A 15,115-nucleotide genomic window follows, 5' to 3' on the forward strand; every position below is an offset into this window, starting at 1 on the left:
TTGGGGTCATGGCCGAACGACTGTCAGCTCCGGCCATCGCCCCTGCGCGCTCGCCACCACCTTGTCCCACCCCTTGGCCAGCGGGCGGTTGGGATTGGGGCGCAGGACCATGTCGAACATGTCCTCCAGGCCGAAGGGCGCCGCGACGCTGATGGCGTCGTCCTCCTCCAGCCGGATCCCGATGGAGAAGGCCGGGGCGACGAAGCGGCTCAGGGCCGTGTCGGTGTCGGGCAGGGCGTCATAGGGTTCGCCGAAGCGATCTTCGAACCACAGGTGGACGCGGGCCTGATTGCGGACTTCGACGATGTCGCGGAAGGGCGGTTCGAAAGCGGCGGCGACCCGCTTGATGACGACGTCCTCGGCGTCCCAGCTGACATCCGGGTCGAAATAGCCCAGGTCGTAGTCCTTGATCCCGTAGCCCGCCGGGCGGCCGGTGACGTCGTTCCAGACCGCCTGATAGACGGCGCCGGAGAAGACGCGCCAGTCGTCGAGGCCGAGCGTGCGCACCGTCGTCAGGACGTGCATCAGATCCGGGTTGGCGCGGACGATGTCGGCGAGGCGAGCCTCGAGATCGCTCATTTCCGCAGCGTCCAGCCGTGATCCAGCGGGCCGTGGCCACCGCCCAGGCCGGGCGCGCGGCGGATGGCCTCGGCGACATAGGCCCAGGCCTCGGCGACCGCGACTTCCAGGGTCAGGCCGCGCGCCAGGCCGGCGGCGCAGGCGCTGGCGAGGGTGCAGCCGGTGCCGTGGGTGTGGCGGGTATCGACGCGTTCGCCCTCCAGCAGGGTCTCGCCGTTCGGGGTGACCAGCACGTCGACCACGGTCTCGCCCGGGACGTGGCCGCCCTTCATCAGCACCGCCTTGGCGCCCATGCCGAGCAGGAACTCGCCCGCCCGGCGCTGGCCGTCGAGATCGGCGACCGTCAGCCCGGTCAGGGCCTCGGCCTCGGGCGCGTTGGGAGTCAGCAGGGTGGCGCGCGGGATCATCAATGTGCGGACGGCCTGCACAGCCTCGTCGGGCAGCAGCGGGTGGCCGCCCTTGGCGATCATGACCGGGTCGACGACGGTCAGGGCGTCAGAGGTGTCCAGAATGGCCGCCACCCGCTCGACCACCTCGGTCGATCCCAGCATGCCGGTCTTGATCGCGTCGGTCCCGATGTCGTCCAGCACCGCCCGGGCCTGGGCCTCGATCAGGTCCAGCGGCAGGGGATGCACGCCGTGGACGCCCAGGGTGTTCTGGACCGTGATGGCGGTGATGGCCGTCGCCGCATAGCCGCCCAGGGCGGTCACGGCCTTGATGTCCGCCTGAATTCCCGCCCCGCCGCCCGAGTCGGAGCCGGCGATGATCAGGACGCGTCCGAGGTAGGAAGTCATGCCCCGCAGATGGCCGAGTCCGAAGGTCGGGACAAGTCCGATCCCGCTACGACCAAAACTGACGGGGTCGCGTGCTACTCAATTTCCGCTCGGGAGAGGCGAGCCGCCACGGCCACCCTCACCTGAACGAGAAAAAGTGCACAATGTGCACTCGCTTTTTTTCAGGTGCACATTTTTCATTGCCCTATGGCTATATTGCCGATAGGCAATACTTATGCACGCCGCCCTTCAAGCCCTCTCCGAACCGCACCGCATGGCTATCCTGGCCATGCTGGCGGACGGCGAACGCCCCGCCGGGGACTTCGTCGACGCCCTGCCCATCGCCCAGCCGACGGTGTCCAAACACCTGTCGGTGCTGCGTGAGGCCGGACTGGTGACCGTGCGCAAGGACGCGACGCGGCGGCTCTACAGCCTCAACCCCGCGCCGCTGAAGGAGTTGGACCAGTGGTTGGCGGGTTATCGCCGCTTCTGGACGAGCACGCTGGATGCGTTGGAGGCGCACCTCGACAGGGAGTTTCCGCAATGACCGACACCACCTATCCGCCCGTCGCCCTCGGGGCCGACGCGGGCGTCATCCGCCGGGTGGAGGACGGCTGGGAGATCCGCTTCGAGCGCCGCCTGCGCCATTCGCCCGAGCGGGTCTGGAAGGCCCTGACCACGGGCGACGGCCTGGCCTGCTGGCTGGCCGAGGCCGAGATCGAACTGGCCCCCGGCGGGAAGATGGAGCTCAATTTCCGCCAGCCCGACAATGACTTCATGCCCGACATTCCGGAGAAGCGCCGGCAGTCGAACGAGGTGCTGACGGTGCAGCCCTACAGCTGCTTCGAGCACACCTTCGGCAGCAATCCGGACTCGGTCGTCTCGTGGCGGCTCGAGCCGGACGGCGACGGCACCCATCTGACGCTGGTGCACCGGGTGCCGGAAACCTGGGCAGGCGCGCGGGCCAATGTGCTCAGCGGCTGGCAGCATCACATGGAAGGCCTGGACGACGCGGTGCGCGGCGTGCGGCATCCGTGGAACTGGGACCGCTGGTTCGCCCTGCGCGACGCCTATGGCGCGCGGCTGGAAGGCGCTCAGGACGCCGACCACACCAACGACTGGACCACCAGATGACCGCCCCGGTCGCCGCCGCCGGCATGCTGATCCGCCGGCCCGTCGCCGAGGTGTTCGAGGCCTTCATCGATCCGGCGATCACCCGCCGCTTCTGGTTCACTGACGGCGGCGGGCGGCTGGAGCCCGGCGCGACCCTGACCTGGACCTGGGCCATGTACGGCGTCTCGACCGAGGTCGTGGTCAAGGCCGTCGAGCCGAACCGCCGCATCCTGATCGACTGGGACAACACCTCGTCCCCGACCGAGGTCGAGTGGCTGTTCGAGCCCCGGGGCGACCACGCGTGGGTCACGGTCCAGAACCGCGGCTTCACGGACGACGCGGAAGGCGTCGCCGAGGCTCTTGATTCCACCGGCGGCTTCGCCCTGGTCATGGCCGGGGCCAAGATCTGGCTGGAGCACGGGATCGAGCCGGGTTTCGTCGCCGATCGCTTCCCCGAGCACCGCGTACCGGGGTGGTCGGCATGACGGGCGTACGTGTGGAGAAGCGGTTCCGCCATCCGCGGGAGCGGGTGTTCGACGCCTTCCTGGATCCCGCCCATGTCGGCGAATGGCTATACGCGACCCCCACGGGCGTGATGGAGCATGTCCGCTACGAGCCCCGTCCGGGCGGGGTGATCGAGCTGTTCGAACGACGCGGTGAAGAACTCGCCGAACATCACGGCGTCTTCATCGAGATCGACCGGCCGCACCGCATCGTGTTCGAGACCCGATACGCCGACGATCCGTCGATCATCGTCACCGTGACGTTCCGGCCTGCCGGCGACGGCTGCCTTGTCGTGCTCGAACACGCCCTGCCGGACGAATGGGCGCACTTCGTCGAGGGCGCCTCCAAGGGCTGGACCATGATCCTGGACGGCCTCGCGAGGACCGTGGAGGCGTCACCAACTGGAGATCAATCATGAGCGACTGGCTCGACCAACTGATCGGCGAGTGGACATTCGACGGCCGCACGATCCCCGACGATCCTTCTCAGCGCCGCACGGGCGCGGAGACCGTCACCCGCCGCGGCACCTGGATCATCATCGAATCCAGCGACGACGTCCGCTTCCAGTTCGCGTTCGATCCGGCGACGGGCAGGGTCACGGGCGATTTCGTAAGCTGGGAACACCCCACTCTGTGGACCTATGACGGCGCCGTCGAGGACGGCCGGCTGCACATGCGCAGCCGGGGTCCCAGCTTCGATATCGAGGGCGAGGAGACGGACTACGACGACGTCTTCGAAATCCTTTCGCCCGACGAGCGCCGGCTGACCGGGCGCGTGCTCGGCCAGGACGGACAGTGGCGCGACTTCACCACCACGACCTACCGCCGCAAGACCTGAAGGAGGGGACCGATGATCCGCATCAAACTGACCAGCATTTCCGTGCCCGATCAGGACAAGGCCGAACGCTTCTACGTCGACAAGCTCGGTTTCCAGGTGAAGCAGAACATTCCGATGGGACCGGTCCGCTGGCTGAGCGTCGTCTCACCGGCCGATCCCAACGGGGTCGAGTTGTCGATCGAGCCCGGCTCGACCAAGCCGGAGGTGGCGGCCTTCCAGGCCTGGATGGTCGAGCAGGGCATCCCATGGACCGCCTTCGAGGTGGACGACATCGACGCCGACTACGAACGCCTGACCGGACTGGGCGTCGCGTTCCGCGGCCCGCCCGCCGATATGGGTGCGGTGCGCGCCGCGACGCTGAACGACACCTGCGGCAACCTGATCATGCTCTACCAGACGATCTGACGGGCTTTCCGGCGCGGTATTCACTACATAGGGAATATCGAAACAGGAGAGCCGTCGTGTCGAGGAAGACCGTGGTGATCGTCGGGGCCGGCTTCGGGGGGCTGGCCGCCGCCAAGGCGTTCAAGGGCGCCGATGTGGACGTGGTGCTGATCGACCGCACCAACCATCACCTGTTCCAGCCCCTGCTCTACCAGGTCGCCACCGCGGCCCTGTCGCCCGCCGACATCGCCACCGCCTCGCGCACCCTGCTGAAGGGCCAGAAGAACGTCACCGTCCTGATGGGCGAGGTGACGGCGGTCGACGCCGCGGCGAAATGCGTGCGGCTGAAGGACGGCCCGGATCAGCAATACGACTGGCTGATCCTGGCCACCGGCGCGGCCTACAGCTTCTTCGGCCATCCGGAATGGGCCGGCGACGCCGAGGTGCTGAAGTCGCTGGACGACGCTCTGACCATCCGCCGCAAGCTGCTGGCCGCCTTCGAGCGGGCGGAGCTGGCCGACGATCTGGAGCAGGCGCGCAAGCTGACCACCTTCGTGGTGGTCGGGGCCGGGCCGACCGGGGTGGAGACCGCCGGGACCATCGCCGAGATGGCGCGGATGACCCTGCGCAACGAGTTCCGCCGCATCGATCCGGCCCAGGCGCGGGTCATCCTGTTCGAGGCCGGGCCGCGCGTGCTGGCCGCCTTCCCCGAGGACCTGTCCGCCTATGCCGAAAGGGCGCTGGAGGAACTGGGCGTCGAGGTCCGCACCGGAACGGCGGTGGAGGCCATCTCTGACGGCCTGGTGCGCGCCGGCGGCGAGACCATCGAGGCCGCCGCCGTGCTGTGGAGCGCGGGGGTCGAAGCCCGGCCGGCGGCCCAGTGGCTGGGCGCGGAGGAGGTGCGCAACGGCGCCGTCGTGGTCGATGCGACCTGCGCCGTTCCGGGGATGGAGAACGTCTTCGCCCTGGGCGACGTGGCCAGCTACCGGCAGGACGGCAAGCCCCTGCCCGGCCTCGCGCCCGTGGCCAAGCAGCAGGGCAAGTGGGTCGGCCGGCTGGTCCGCGCCCGGGCGGAGGGACGGCCCGATCCGGCGCCGTTCCGCTATCACGACTGGGGCACGATGGCGGTGATCGGCCGCTCCCGCGCCGTGGCCCTGCTGGGGCCGTGGAAGCTGAAGGGGTTCATCGCCTGGCTGGCGTGGTCGCTGGTCCACCTGATGCTGTTGATCGACTTCCGCAGCCGGGCGGCGGTCTACGTCAACTGGACCTGGGCCTGGTTCACCATGGGTCGGGGCGCGCGGCTGCTTACCCGGCTGCCGTGACGGCGGCCTGAACCGCCAGGGCCTGAACCGTCTCGCGCACGTCGTGGACGCGGATGATCGCCGCGCCGCGTCGAGCGGCCTCCAGCGCCAGGGCCAGCGAGCCGCCGAGACGGTCGGAGGCCTTGATCGCCGTCGGATCGATGGCGGCGATGGTGCGCTTGCGGCTGGCTCCGTACAGGATGGGCAGGCCGGTCGCGCCGATCCGCTCCAGATGGGCGGTCAGGGCCATGTTGTGCGCCGCCGTCTTGCCGAAGCCGATGCCGGGATCCAGCCAGATGCGGTCCGGCGCCACGCCCGCCGCCATCACCTCGCCGGCCCTGAGCGCCAGCCAAGTGGCGACCTCGTCGACCACGTCGTCATAGTAGGGGGCGTCCTGCATGGTGCGCGGCTCGCCCTTCATGTGCATCAGCACGACGTCGCAGGCCAGGTCGACGGCGGTCGGCAGGCTGCGCGGAGAGAAGCCCAGGGCGGAGACGTCGTTCCAGATGTTCGCGCCGACGCCGATGGCGGTCGCCGCCACCTCCGGCTTCATGGTGTCGATGCTGATCGGCCCCGCCCAGCCCGATGCGCGCAGGCCCAGGATGACCGGGGCGGTGCGGGCGATCTCGTCCTCGATGCTGACCGGCTCAGCCCCCGGCCGCGTGCTCTCGCCGCCGATGTCGAGGATATCCGCGCCCTGCCGGACCAGCTCCAGTCCGTGCGCGATCGCCGCCTCGACCGTGTCGTGCCGCCCACCGTCCGAGAAGCTGTCCGGCGTGACGTTGACAATGCCCATGACCCTCGGTCGGGGATGGGGGCGAAGCACCGCCATCAGCCCTTGCCCTGCGGATAGACGGTCTCGCCCTTGCGCAGCATCTCGACGGTGGCGGCGATGCGCTTGGCGCGGCCCGCCTCGGTCTTGAGGGCCTGCAGCCGGAAGATCAGGGCGAAGCGGTTTTGGGCGGTCAGGGTCGCGAAGAAGGCCTTGGCTTGCGGATCAGCCTCGATGGCGGCCTGGAGGTCATCTGGGACAGTCGAGCCCTTGATGCGGTAGGCGGCGTCCCAGCGGCCGTCGGCCTTGGCCGCCTCGACCTGCTTCAGGCCGTGTTCGGTCATGCGGCCGTCGGCGATCAGGCGGGCGATGTTGTCGACGTTGACCTGGCTCCAGGTGCTCTTCTTCCCGCGCGGGACGTAGCGCTGAAGGAAGCTCTTGTCGTCGAAGCCCTTGCGGATGGCGTCGATCCAGCCCCAGCACAGAACGGTCTCGATGGCCTCGATGTGATTGATCGACTTCAGGCCCGAGCCCTTCTTGTGGATCTTGATCCAGACCTCGGGCTCGCGGTCGTGGTTCTTCGCCAGCCAGGCGTAGAAGGCGTCGGCGTCCTCGAACTCGCGGACGCGGGCGGGATCGACGATGACCGGCGCCATCAGCCCTTGCTCCCGATCAGTCCGCCCAGCGCATCCAGATAGGCGCCGAACGCCTTGCGGCCGGTTGGGGTGATGGAGACGCGGGTCAGCGGCTTGTTGTCCTTGAAGCTCTTGTCGATGGCCACATAGCCCGCCTCCTCCAGCTTCTTGAGGTGGACCGACAGATTGCCCTGCGTCGCCTCCAGCACGGTCTTCAGCTCGGTGAAGTCGGCGGTGTCGGCGTCGGCCAGATAGACCATGATCCCCAGCCGCATGCGACCGTGGATGACCTCGTCGATCCGTCCGAGATCCGCCAGTCCCATGGCTCAGACCGCCTTCGATCCGGCGCGGGCGTCGCGGAACAGGATCAGGCCCGGCAGGGCGAACAGCAGGAACAGGGCGATGGTGCAGACGCCGAGATAGGCGAGCGGCTGGCGCACCAGCACCCCAAGGGCGACCGCCGTGACCCAGCCGCCCAGCGCGGTGGCCAGCATCCAGCCCTTCCGCTTCAGCATCCAGGCCACGTACCAGGCGGCGGCCTGAAGCGCGAAGACGATGGCGGCGTAATAGAGCCAGATGGCGAAATCCTTGTCCCGGATCGCGCCCACGGCGAAAACGATGATCACCGCCGTATTGGCCATGCCGGTGGCGCTGAAGGCCGCGCTCAGCGTGCGCGACGCCGTCGGGCCCCGATTGAGCGCGCCCTGCTTGCGATCCCGCAGGATCGCCCAGGTCAGGACGACCAGAAAGGCGGCGGTGAAGCCGACCACGATGATCAGATTGGCCAGGTCCGGCAGGCGGACCACTCCGAAGACCTGACCGAGGTGGAACAGGCATTGGGCGCCGTAGATCAGGCCGCCGGCCAGGTAGCAGACCGCCAGCGTCATGGGCACGCGCCCGCCGCCCTCGACGATCGAGCGCATGAAGGCGAGGTCGTCCTCGGGCGAATGCAGACGGGGCTTGGCGGGCATGGCGACTCTCTCCGAACCGGCTCGTCCATCGGGGTGGACGAGCCGGAAGGGGTTGGCAAGTTATTCGGCGGGAACCGCCTCAGGTTCAGCCCGACGACGCCACGGGATGCGGCGGCCGTTCAGCCACTTGCCCATGAAGCCGTGCCGCACGAGCAACTCATAGGAGCCCAGGCAGACGGCGAAGACGCCGAGCGACACGCCCGCCAGCTTGATCCACCAGGGCGCGGGCCAGTCCTGCACCCACACCTGGGCCAGCATGACCAGCGGCAGGTGCAGGATGTAGACCCAGTAGGAGGCGTCGGCGAGGTAGCGGCGGACCGGGCTATGGCCGGACAGGAACCGCAGGCTCAGGCCCAGGGCGGCGAAGGCGGACGAATAGACCGCCAGGGCGCACACGGCGGCGGCGATCGCCTTGGTCGTGGTCGGCTCGACCATCGGCGCCAGCTTCGGTCCGCCCGCCAGTTCATAGGCCGCGACGCCCGAGGCCACGGCGACGAGCAGGAAGATCGGCGACCAGGCGGCGATCCTGTCCAGCAGCTCGCGCCGCCGATCCAGCAGGAAGCCCAGCCCGAAGGCCGACCCGAAGCCGACCAGGGCGGCGGTGTGCGGGACCAGTCCCGCGTCCGGCGTCGGCACGGCGAAGAAGGCGATCCATTTCGGGTCCAGCCAAAGCGCCAGCGCCAGCGGCGCGGCCATCAGGACGGGCGTCCACCAGCCGATCAGCGCGCCCGTGATCCGGTCCACCACCCGGCCCCAGCCGCCATTGCGGTCCAGCGCCGCGAAGGGCGCGCGCAGGATCAGGGTCGCAATGCAGAACAGGGACAGGACGTACAGGAACCACAGGTGGGTCAGCGGGACATTGGTCCAGTCATAGGTCGGCGGCGGCGGCGGCGGCGCGCCCGGGACGATCATCCCGTTGGCGTGGGCGTTCCAGACCAGGGCCGTCACGATCCCCGCCATGACGGGGAACCAGAAGGCCAGCAGCGGCCCGGTGATGCGCACCGCCCGGTCCCGCGCGAAGCCCCACCAGCCCTTGCGGCTCAGCATCATGTGGGCGAACAGGCCGGCGATCAGGAAGAAGGCCGTCATCCGGAACAGGTGGATGGCGAAGAACAGCCAGGCCGCCCCGATCGACCGGCTGTCGTCGGCGACGATCCAGATCTGCTGGGGGAAGAAGGACAGGCTGGCGTGCAGGACGACGCCCAGCAACAGCGCGCCGCCCCGCAGGGCGTCGAGGCCATGAAGGCGTTCGGGTGGGCGGATTTCGGAATGGGTCATTGAACCGGTCTCTTTCACAGGCGTCGGTTGTTGGATTTCAGGGCGTCGAGCAGGCGGCGCACCGCGTCGGCCACGACCTGCGGCTCATCCAGCGGAATGGTGTGGCCGCTGTTCTCCGCGACGATCAGCACGCTGTTCGAGGACAGGGCGGCCAGATCCTCCTGGCCCTGACGATGGTTCAGATCCGCCTCGCTCGGCGGCGACATCGTCCGCCCCCGGCGGATGACGATCAGAGGCAGGTCGCCCAGCGCGCCCGGTCCGCCCGGCGGCAGGGTCTCGGGACCGAGCCGGCCCAGGGCCTCGAACTCCGCCTTCACGCCCCGCAGGACCTCCGGCGTGAAGGCCATCTGCACTTCCGCCGGCGTCCCGGCCGGCATGCCGATCACCGGCACGCCCGGCCGGGAGACCGCCAGGGCCGCGTCGATCTGCGAAAGGGTCGGCCCCCGGGCGGCGTCGATCTCGGGGAGATTGCGTTCCGAAGTGGCGTCCACCAGCACCAGGCCCGCCACCTGATCGGGATTGGCGGCGGCGTAGGCGCGAACCAGGAGCCCGCCCATTGAATGGGCGACAAGCACATAAGGGCCGTCGATCCCCGCCGCCGTGAGCAGGGCGCGCAGGTCTTCCACCCTGTCCGGATAGCTCCAGCCCTCCGGAGCGGGGTCGCTCCAGCCCATCCCGGCGCGATCATAGGTGCAGACCCGCGCGAAGCCCGCGATCGCGTCCTGGGCCGCCCTCAGGGTAGTGTTGGCGGTGTACTGGGACAGCCCGGCTTCAAAGATCACCGCAGGTCCGCCGCCTTCGCCCTCGCACAGGATGTGCAGCCGGCGACCGTCAGCGATGGCGACCAGTCGACCCGGAGCCGCCGGACGGACATAGCCGCCCGACGCGGCGGGAGCCGGATTCACCGCGCCCTGGGCCGCCGCTGACGTGCTCCCGGCGGCGAACGCCAGCAGACTGATCGCCAGAGCTCCAGCCTTGCGCGCGCCGAACCGATGCGAACGGCCGATGGGGCGGATTTCAGATGACGGCATGATGGGCTTCCCCTCGTTGAGAGCAGCGTTCTACGTCAGACTTGTTTGAAATGCAAACTTGTTCATTACGGCGACGTCCATCTGGTTTGACTTCCCCCGTGGTCGGCCTAGCCTGCGGGGCATGTGCGGATTGTCCGAACAGGGTCGAATGCTGAATCACGCGGGCCGCCTCGTCGCAGGCGACTGACCCGGGGGCGATGACGCGTGTCGCGCCTCCGGGAGGCGCGACCTGTTCAACAGCAGCGACGGCGCCCAAGCGGGCGCGCTGCACTTTCATATCGAGATCAATTCCATGACAACCCGTTCCACGGGCGCCGCCCCGCGTCTGCCCGCCATCCACCTCAGCGCCACGGACCACGCCCTGCTTTCAGGCCTTGTCGGAGACGCCGACGCCGAAGGCGCGGCGGGCCTGCTGCAGCAGGAACTCGCCCGCGCCCATGTGCACCGCTCGGGCCGCCGCATCCCCACCGTGGGCCTGAACCACTGGGTCCACTACGTCGACGGCGACAACAGCCGGACGCGGCGGATCAAGATCGTGCTTCCGGCCGAGGCCGATATCGATCAGGGGTTGATCTCGCCCCTGTCGCACGTCGGCGCGGGCCTGCTGGGCCTGGCGCAGGGGCAGTCGATCCGGTGGCCCGCCCCATCCGGGCAGATCCGCACCCTGACGCCCGTCCTGATCGAGGATCCCGACGACCTGGTCTAAGGCGGACGGAAAAAGGGCCGGGGATCACTCCCCGGCCCTTCCTGTTTCGTATGGCGCGACGGATCAGTGGACCGTCGGAACCTCGACCTCGACGCCGTCCGACACCGGGGTGATCGGCACCGAGACCGACGGGCCGGCGGTGGGGAAGTTGCTCTCGTCGCGGTTCGGCGCGAGGCCCTTCTCCAGCAGGTCGCGGATTTCGTCGCCCGACAGGGTTTCGTACTCCAGCAGGGCCTGGGACAGTTTCTCGTGATCCTCGGCCTTCTCGGTCAGGATGCGGCGCGCCTCATCCCAGCCGTCGGTGACCAGGCGCTTGACCTCTTCATCGATGATCCGGGCGGTCTCTTCCGAGACGTTCTGGCTGCGCGCGACCGAGTGGCCCAGGAAGACCTCTTCCTGGTTCTCGCCGTAGGCGACGGTGCCCAGCTTGTCCGAGAAGCCCCAGCGCGTGACCATGGCCCGCGCCAGCTTGGTGGCCTGTTGGATGTCCGAGCTGGCGCCCGAGGTGATGTTCTCTTTGCCGAAGATCAGCTCCTCGGCCACCCGGCCGCCCGCCATGATGGCGATACGGTCGATCATCTGCTGGTACTTCATGGAGTAGCGGTCGCCTTCCGGCAGCTGCATGACCATGCCGAGCGCGCGGCCGCGCGGGACGATGGTCGCCTTGTGCACCGGATCGGCCATCTTGACGTTGATGGCGACCAGGGCGTGACCGGCCTCGTGATAGGCGGTCATGCGCTTCTCTTCCTCGTTCATGGCCATGGATTTGCGCTCGGCGCCCATCATGACCTTGTCCTTGGCGTCCTCGAAGTCGCGGTGCGTGACCATGCGGCGGTCCTTGCGGGCGGCCATCAGGGCGGCTTCGTTGACCAGGTTCGCCAGATCGGCGCCCGAGAAGCCCGGCGTGCCGCGCGCGATGGTCTTCACATTCACATCGGCGGCCAGCGGCACGTCCTTCATGTGGACGCGCAGGATCTTCTCGCGGCCCGCGACGTCGGGGTTGGGCACCACGACCTGACGGTCGAAGCGGCCCGGACGCAGCAGGGCCGGGTCCAGAACGTCGGGACGGTTGGTGGCGGCGATCAGGATGATGCCTTCGTTGGATTCGAAGCCGTCCATCTCGACCAGCAGCTGGTTCAGGGTCTGCTCGCGCTCGTCATTGCCGCCGCCGAGACCGGCGCCGCGATGGCGACCGACGGCGTCGATCTCGTCGATGAAGATGATGCAGGGCGAGTTCTTCTTGGCCTGTTCGAACATGTCGCGCACGCGGCTGGCGCCGACGCCGACGAACATCTCGACGAAGTCCGAGCCGGAGATGGAGAAGAAGGGCACGCCGGCCTCGCCCGCGACGGCGCGGGCCAGCAGGGTCTTACCCGTACCCGGAGGGCCGACCAGCAGGGCGCCCTTGGGGATCTTGCCGCCCAGGCGCTGGAACTTGCCCGGGTCCTTGAGGAAGTCGACGACCTCCTGCAGTTCTTCCTTGGCCTCGTCCACGCCGGCGACGTCGTCAAAGGTCTTGCGGCCCTTGTGCTCGGTCAGCAGCTTGGCCTTGGACTTGCCGAAGCCCATGGCCCCGCGCGTGCCGCCCTGCATCTGGCGCATGATCAGGATCCACAGGCCGATGATCAGCAGGAAGGGCAGCGCCGCCATCAGGATGCCGATCCAGATCGGCTGGCGGGTGTTCTTGACGTCGACGGTCGCGCCCTTCTCGGTGATGCTGTCGATCAGCGCGCCGTTGGGCATGGGCGTGACGACGGTGACGACGCGGTTGTCCTTGAGCGTGGCCTTCACCTGCTCGCCATGAACTTCGATGCTGGCGATGGCGTTGGCGTTGCGGGCCTGGAGCAGATCCGAATAGCTCATCTCGGCCGGACGCGCGGCGGTGGCCTTGGCGTTGTCGGGGGCCGTCAGGCCGCCGCGGTTGAAGGCCATATAGGCCGTCGCCAGTCCCAGGATCAGGACGCCGATGATGGCCAGGTTGCGCAGATTCATTCTCGTCTCGTTTCCTCGGAACGCGGTTGCGGCCCGTCGTTCGATGATGTCACGCCAGAAAATAGGTGGTTCCGGGGCGTCGCGCCATGTGCGTGAGCATCCAGATCCCGTTCATGCGTCATTCCGTCCAGCGCCGCCGCCAGTCTCGCTTCGACCAGGGCGTGCGCCTTCATGCCCTCCCCTGCAAGAACCGCAGCATCCGGAGCGTTCCGGATCAGCACAGGGCGAGCCCCGCGGGCGGCGGGCGGAAGGGCCTTCAGGACCTCGCGATCGGCGTCTGACAACAGGGCCATACGACCCGCGGCGGGGCAGACGGTCCAGCCGGCGTCCGGCGCCGTCACCAGCCACCGGCCGTCCCAGACCGTGCCGACGCCGGGCGACAGGGGGACGGGGCGGCCCGCCCCGCGCCGGAACTCGCCCGGCTCGCGCAGGACGCTGATCTTCGCCCTCCTCGCCTCGAGACGGGCTCCGCACAGGGTGGCGGTGAAGTCCTCGCCCGTCCGCAGACGCTCCAGAACGGCGCCCAGGCGTTCGCCGCGCGGCGGCCGGTCGCCGCCGCCGGCGCAGACGAGGGCCGCGGACAGGGCGCGGGCGGAGACCCGGCGCGACAGGCGGATGAGGTCCTCCTCGACGCCGAGCACGCCCGCGACGGGGCCCTCGGCCGAGACGCCGTGGGAGACGGCGGCGGCCAGGCTGCGAAGGGCCCGCGCGCGGGCGCGGGCGAAGCGGAGGTCCTCATTGGCCGGATCGTCGATCCAGTCGGCGCCGCGCGCCTGCAGCCAGGTCCGCAGGTCTGCGCGACGGACGTCCAGCAGGGGACGCAGCAGCATCAGCCCGCGTCCCTCGGGCCAGGCGGGAGACGGCGTCCATTCGCGCAGGCGGCCCAGGGTCGAGCCTTCGGCCCGCATGACCTCGCCCTCGGAGACGTCGTCGGCGGTGTGGCCGATCAGGATGACCGAGGCGTCCGCCGCGCGGGCCGCGTCGGCGAGCAGCCGGTGGCGGGCGGCGCGGGCGGCGGCGGGCAGGCCCGTGGCGGGCTTGTCGCCGGACCAGACCAGACCGCGCCAGTCGGCGCCGACGACCCGGGCGGCGGCCTCGGCGCGGGCGGTCCAGTCCGCGCTGTCGGGGTTCAGGCCGTGATCGACGGTCAGCGCCAGCAGACGGCGGCCATGGGCTCCGGCCCAGTCGGCGGCGAGCCGCAGCAGGGCGATGGAATCCCCGCCGCCGGACAGGGCCACGGCGAGCGGGCGCGAAGTCTCCGTCAGAAGGCGGGCGGTCAGGCGGCCCCTGACCCGGGCGACCCAGTCAGGATCCGACCGGCTCAGCCCGGTCTCCGGGCCGGCGGACGCGCGGGGGTCGCCGCCGGGGCGCGGGCGGGGGCGCAGGCGAAGCGCGCGCCCATCTCGGTGGCGCGGGTGCGCTGGGGCGCCGTGGCGGTGGCGGCGTAGCGGTTGGTGAACTCCGCCAGCGCGCCGCAGGCGTCGGTCTTGCGGTCGGCGGCGTTCAGCGCATTGGCGAGTTCCAGCGTGGTCGCCGCGGCCCAGGACGTGGTCGGCCAGCCGCGGATGGCCGAGGAATAGGCGCGCACGGCGTTGTCGTAGTCGCCGTCCGAGACGCGCAGATCGCCGATGCGGCTGAACGCCTCGCGCGCCTGCGGCGTGTCGGGCCAGGCCAGGGTCACGGTCTGCAGCGCGCGGTCGCCCCGCGCCGGATCGGTGGCGGCCAGACGGACGGCGGCGGCCAGATCGCGCGCCGCGTCGCCCGTCGGCGAGGTGTTGGGAATAGGCGAATTCAGCTCGGCCTCGCGGGCGGCGGCCTGCTCGATGGCGCGGACCCGGCCCTCGGCGTCGCGGACGCGGGTCGACAGGGCGGCGTTGTCGCGCTTGGACTCGTCCAGAGCGAAGGTCAGGCGTTCGATCTCGCCGTTCACCCGCTGGGTGGTGGCTTCCAGATCCTGCAGGCGGCGGTCCATCAGGCCGACGCGGCCCTGCAGCGCCACGACCTCTTCGTCCGGCTCGATGATCACCGGCTGGCCCGCGGCGTTCCGCTGGGTCACGGCGCGCTCGAGGCGGCGGACATTGCGGTCCAGTTGATCCAGCCGGCGCTTGTCCCACTGGATCGGCTCCATCGGCGTGGTCTGGGCCACAACGGTCGTCGTGCCGGCGATCATCACGACGCCCAAGGCGGTGATGACGACTTTGCGGGTGCGCAGGGCGGACGGGAGCTTGAGCATGGGATC

At 69.6% G+C, this 15,115-nt stretch carries 19 protein-coding genes; 8 read left to right on the top strand and 11 right to left on the bottom strand.

What is annotated here, in order from left to right:
- Positions 1–6: 6 nt before the first annotated feature.
- Both AC07NB_RS06175 and thiD read right to left on the bottom strand, forming a co-directional pair.
- A complete protein-coding gene (locus tag AC07NB_RS06175) occupies positions 7–579 on the bottom strand; it encodes a nucleotidyltransferase family protein (RefSeq protein ID WP_494571298.1) in 573 nt (190 codons plus the stop codon).
- Positions 576–1,373, bottom strand: coding sequence for a bifunctional hydroxymethylpyrimidine kinase/phosphomethylpyrimidine kinase (gene thiD / locus AC07NB_RS06180; protein ID WP_494571299.1), 798 nt, complete (start codon positions 1,371–1,373; stop codon positions 576–578). Before thiD ends, AC07NB_RS06175 begins: the two co-directional genes overlap by 4 nt.
- 214 nt (positions 1,374–1,587) lie before the next feature.
- Between thiD and AC07NB_RS06185 the strand changes: the two genes are divergently transcribed.
- The 7 genes from AC07NB_RS06185 to AC07NB_RS06215 are packed head-to-tail and all read left to right on the top strand — an operon-like array spanning position 1,588 to position 5,512.
- A complete protein-coding gene (locus AC07NB_RS06185; protein ID WP_492313936.1) occupies positions 1,588–1,899 on the top strand; it encodes an ArsR/SmtB family transcription factor in 312 nt (103 codons plus the stop codon).
- The gene (locus AC07NB_RS06190; protein WP_494571300.1) at positions 1,896–2,486 is read left to right on the top strand and encodes an SRPBCC family protein; all 591 of its coding nucleotides are present in this window, start codon (positions 1,896–1,898) and stop codon (positions 2,484–2,486) included. Before AC07NB_RS06185 ends, AC07NB_RS06190 begins: the two co-directional genes overlap by 4 nt.
- Positions 2,483–2,950 carry an SRPBCC family protein gene (locus AC07NB_RS06195; RefSeq protein ID WP_494571301.1) on the top strand — a complete coding sequence of 156 codons (468 nt, stop codon included), beginning with the start codon at positions 2,483–2,485 and terminating at the stop codon, positions 2,948–2,950. Before AC07NB_RS06190 ends, AC07NB_RS06195 begins: the two co-directional genes overlap by 4 nt.
- Positions 2,947–3,387: an SRPBCC family protein gene (locus AC07NB_RS06200; protein WP_494571302.1), complete on the top strand. Its 441-nt coding sequence runs from the start codon at positions 2,947–2,949 to the stop codon at positions 3,385–3,387. Before AC07NB_RS06195 ends, AC07NB_RS06200 begins: the two co-directional genes overlap by 4 nt.
- Positions 3,384–3,806 carry a DUF1579 family protein gene (locus AC07NB_RS06205; RefSeq protein ID WP_494571303.1) on the top strand — a complete coding sequence of 141 codons (423 nt, stop codon included), beginning with the start codon at positions 3,384–3,386 and terminating at the stop codon, positions 3,804–3,806. The genes AC07NB_RS06200 and AC07NB_RS06205 overlap by 4 nt, the downstream gene beginning before the upstream one ends.
- A gap of 12 nt (positions 3,807–3,818) precedes the next feature.
- Entirely contained in the window at positions 3,819–4,211 is a 393-nt protein-coding gene (locus tag AC07NB_RS06210) for a VOC family protein (RefSeq protein WP_291832795.1), read from the top strand.
- Between the two features lie 56 nt (positions 4,212–4,267).
- Positions 4,268–5,512, top strand: coding sequence for an NAD(P)/FAD-dependent oxidoreductase (locus AC07NB_RS06215; protein ID WP_494571304.1), 1,245 nt, complete (start codon positions 4,268–4,270; stop codon positions 5,510–5,512).
- On the opposite strand, the gene folP is transcribed toward AC07NB_RS06215, so the two are convergent.
- Genes folP through AC07NB_RS06245 form a run of 6 tightly spaced genes read right to left on the bottom strand, consistent with a single transcriptional unit; the run spans position 5,496 to position 10,178 of the window.
- Complete coding sequence (gene folP / locus AC07NB_RS06220) at positions 5,496–6,287, bottom strand: dihydropteroate synthase (protein ID WP_494571305.1); 792 nt, start codon at positions 6,285–6,287, stop codon at positions 5,496–5,498. The two genes, AC07NB_RS06215 and folP, sit on opposite strands and share 17 nt — an antisense overlap.
- A 35-nt stretch (positions 6,288–6,322) precedes the next feature.
- The gene (locus AC07NB_RS06225) at positions 6,323–6,919 is read right to left on the bottom strand and encodes a YdeI/OmpD-associated family protein (RefSeq protein ID WP_494571306.1); all 597 of its coding nucleotides are present in this window, start codon (positions 6,917–6,919) and stop codon (positions 6,323–6,325) included.
- The gene (locus AC07NB_RS06230; protein WP_291832785.1) at positions 6,919–7,221 is read right to left on the bottom strand and encodes a winged helix-turn-helix domain-containing protein; all 303 of its coding nucleotides are present in this window, start codon (positions 7,219–7,221) and stop codon (positions 6,919–6,921) included. Before AC07NB_RS06230 ends, AC07NB_RS06225 begins: the two co-directional genes overlap by 1 nt.
- A gap of 3 nt (positions 7,222–7,224) precedes the next feature.
- Positions 7,225–7,869, bottom strand: coding sequence for a hypothetical protein (locus AC07NB_RS06235; RefSeq protein WP_291832783.1), 645 nt, complete (start codon positions 7,867–7,869; stop codon positions 7,225–7,227).
- Between the two features lie 60 nt (positions 7,870–7,929).
- Positions 7,930–9,147 carry an acyltransferase family protein gene (locus tag AC07NB_RS06240; RefSeq protein ID WP_291832781.1) on the bottom strand — a complete coding sequence of 406 codons (1,218 nt, stop codon included), beginning with the start codon at positions 9,145–9,147 and terminating at the stop codon, positions 7,930–7,932.
- Between the two features lie 14 nt (positions 9,148–9,161).
- The gene (locus AC07NB_RS06245) at positions 9,162–10,178 is read right to left on the bottom strand and encodes an alpha/beta fold hydrolase (protein ID WP_494571307.1); all 1,017 of its coding nucleotides are present in this window, start codon (positions 10,176–10,178) and stop codon (positions 9,162–9,164) included.
- Between the two features lie 292 nt (positions 10,179–10,470).
- Here AC07NB_RS06245 and AC07NB_RS06250 point away from each other — a divergent pair, with 292 nt between their 5' ends.
- Entirely contained in the window at positions 10,471–10,884 is a 414-nt protein-coding gene (locus tag AC07NB_RS06250; protein WP_291832777.1) for a GreA/GreB family elongation factor, read from the top strand.
- A 63-nt stretch (positions 10,885–10,947) separates the two neighbouring features.
- Here AC07NB_RS06250 and ftsH read toward each other — a convergent pair whose 3' ends face one another.
- The 3 genes from ftsH to AC07NB_RS06265 are packed head-to-tail and all read right to left on the bottom strand — an operon-like array spanning position 10,948 to position 15,109.
- Positions 10,948–12,876 carry an ATP-dependent zinc metalloprotease FtsH gene (gene ftsH, locus AC07NB_RS06255; protein ID WP_492313950.1) on the bottom strand — a complete coding sequence of 643 codons (1,929 nt, stop codon included), beginning with the start codon at positions 12,874–12,876 and terminating at the stop codon, positions 10,948–10,950.
- Entirely contained in the window at positions 12,873–14,201 is a 1,329-nt protein-coding gene (gene tilS / locus AC07NB_RS06260) for a tRNA lysidine(34) synthetase TilS (RefSeq protein ID WP_494571328.1), read from the bottom strand. The genes ftsH and tilS overlap by 4 nt, the downstream gene beginning before the upstream one ends.
- Positions 14,198–15,109 (bottom strand): tol-pal system protein, encoded by a 912-nt coding sequence (locus AC07NB_RS06265; RefSeq protein ID WP_492313951.1) that lies wholly within the window; start codon positions 15,107–15,109, stop codon positions 14,198–14,200. The genes tilS and AC07NB_RS06265 overlap by 4 nt, the downstream gene beginning before the upstream one ends.
- Between the last annotated feature and the right edge of the window lie 6 nt (positions 15,110–15,115).

It is taken from the genome of Brevundimonas sp. GW821-FHT09G01 (assembly GCF_059416065.1).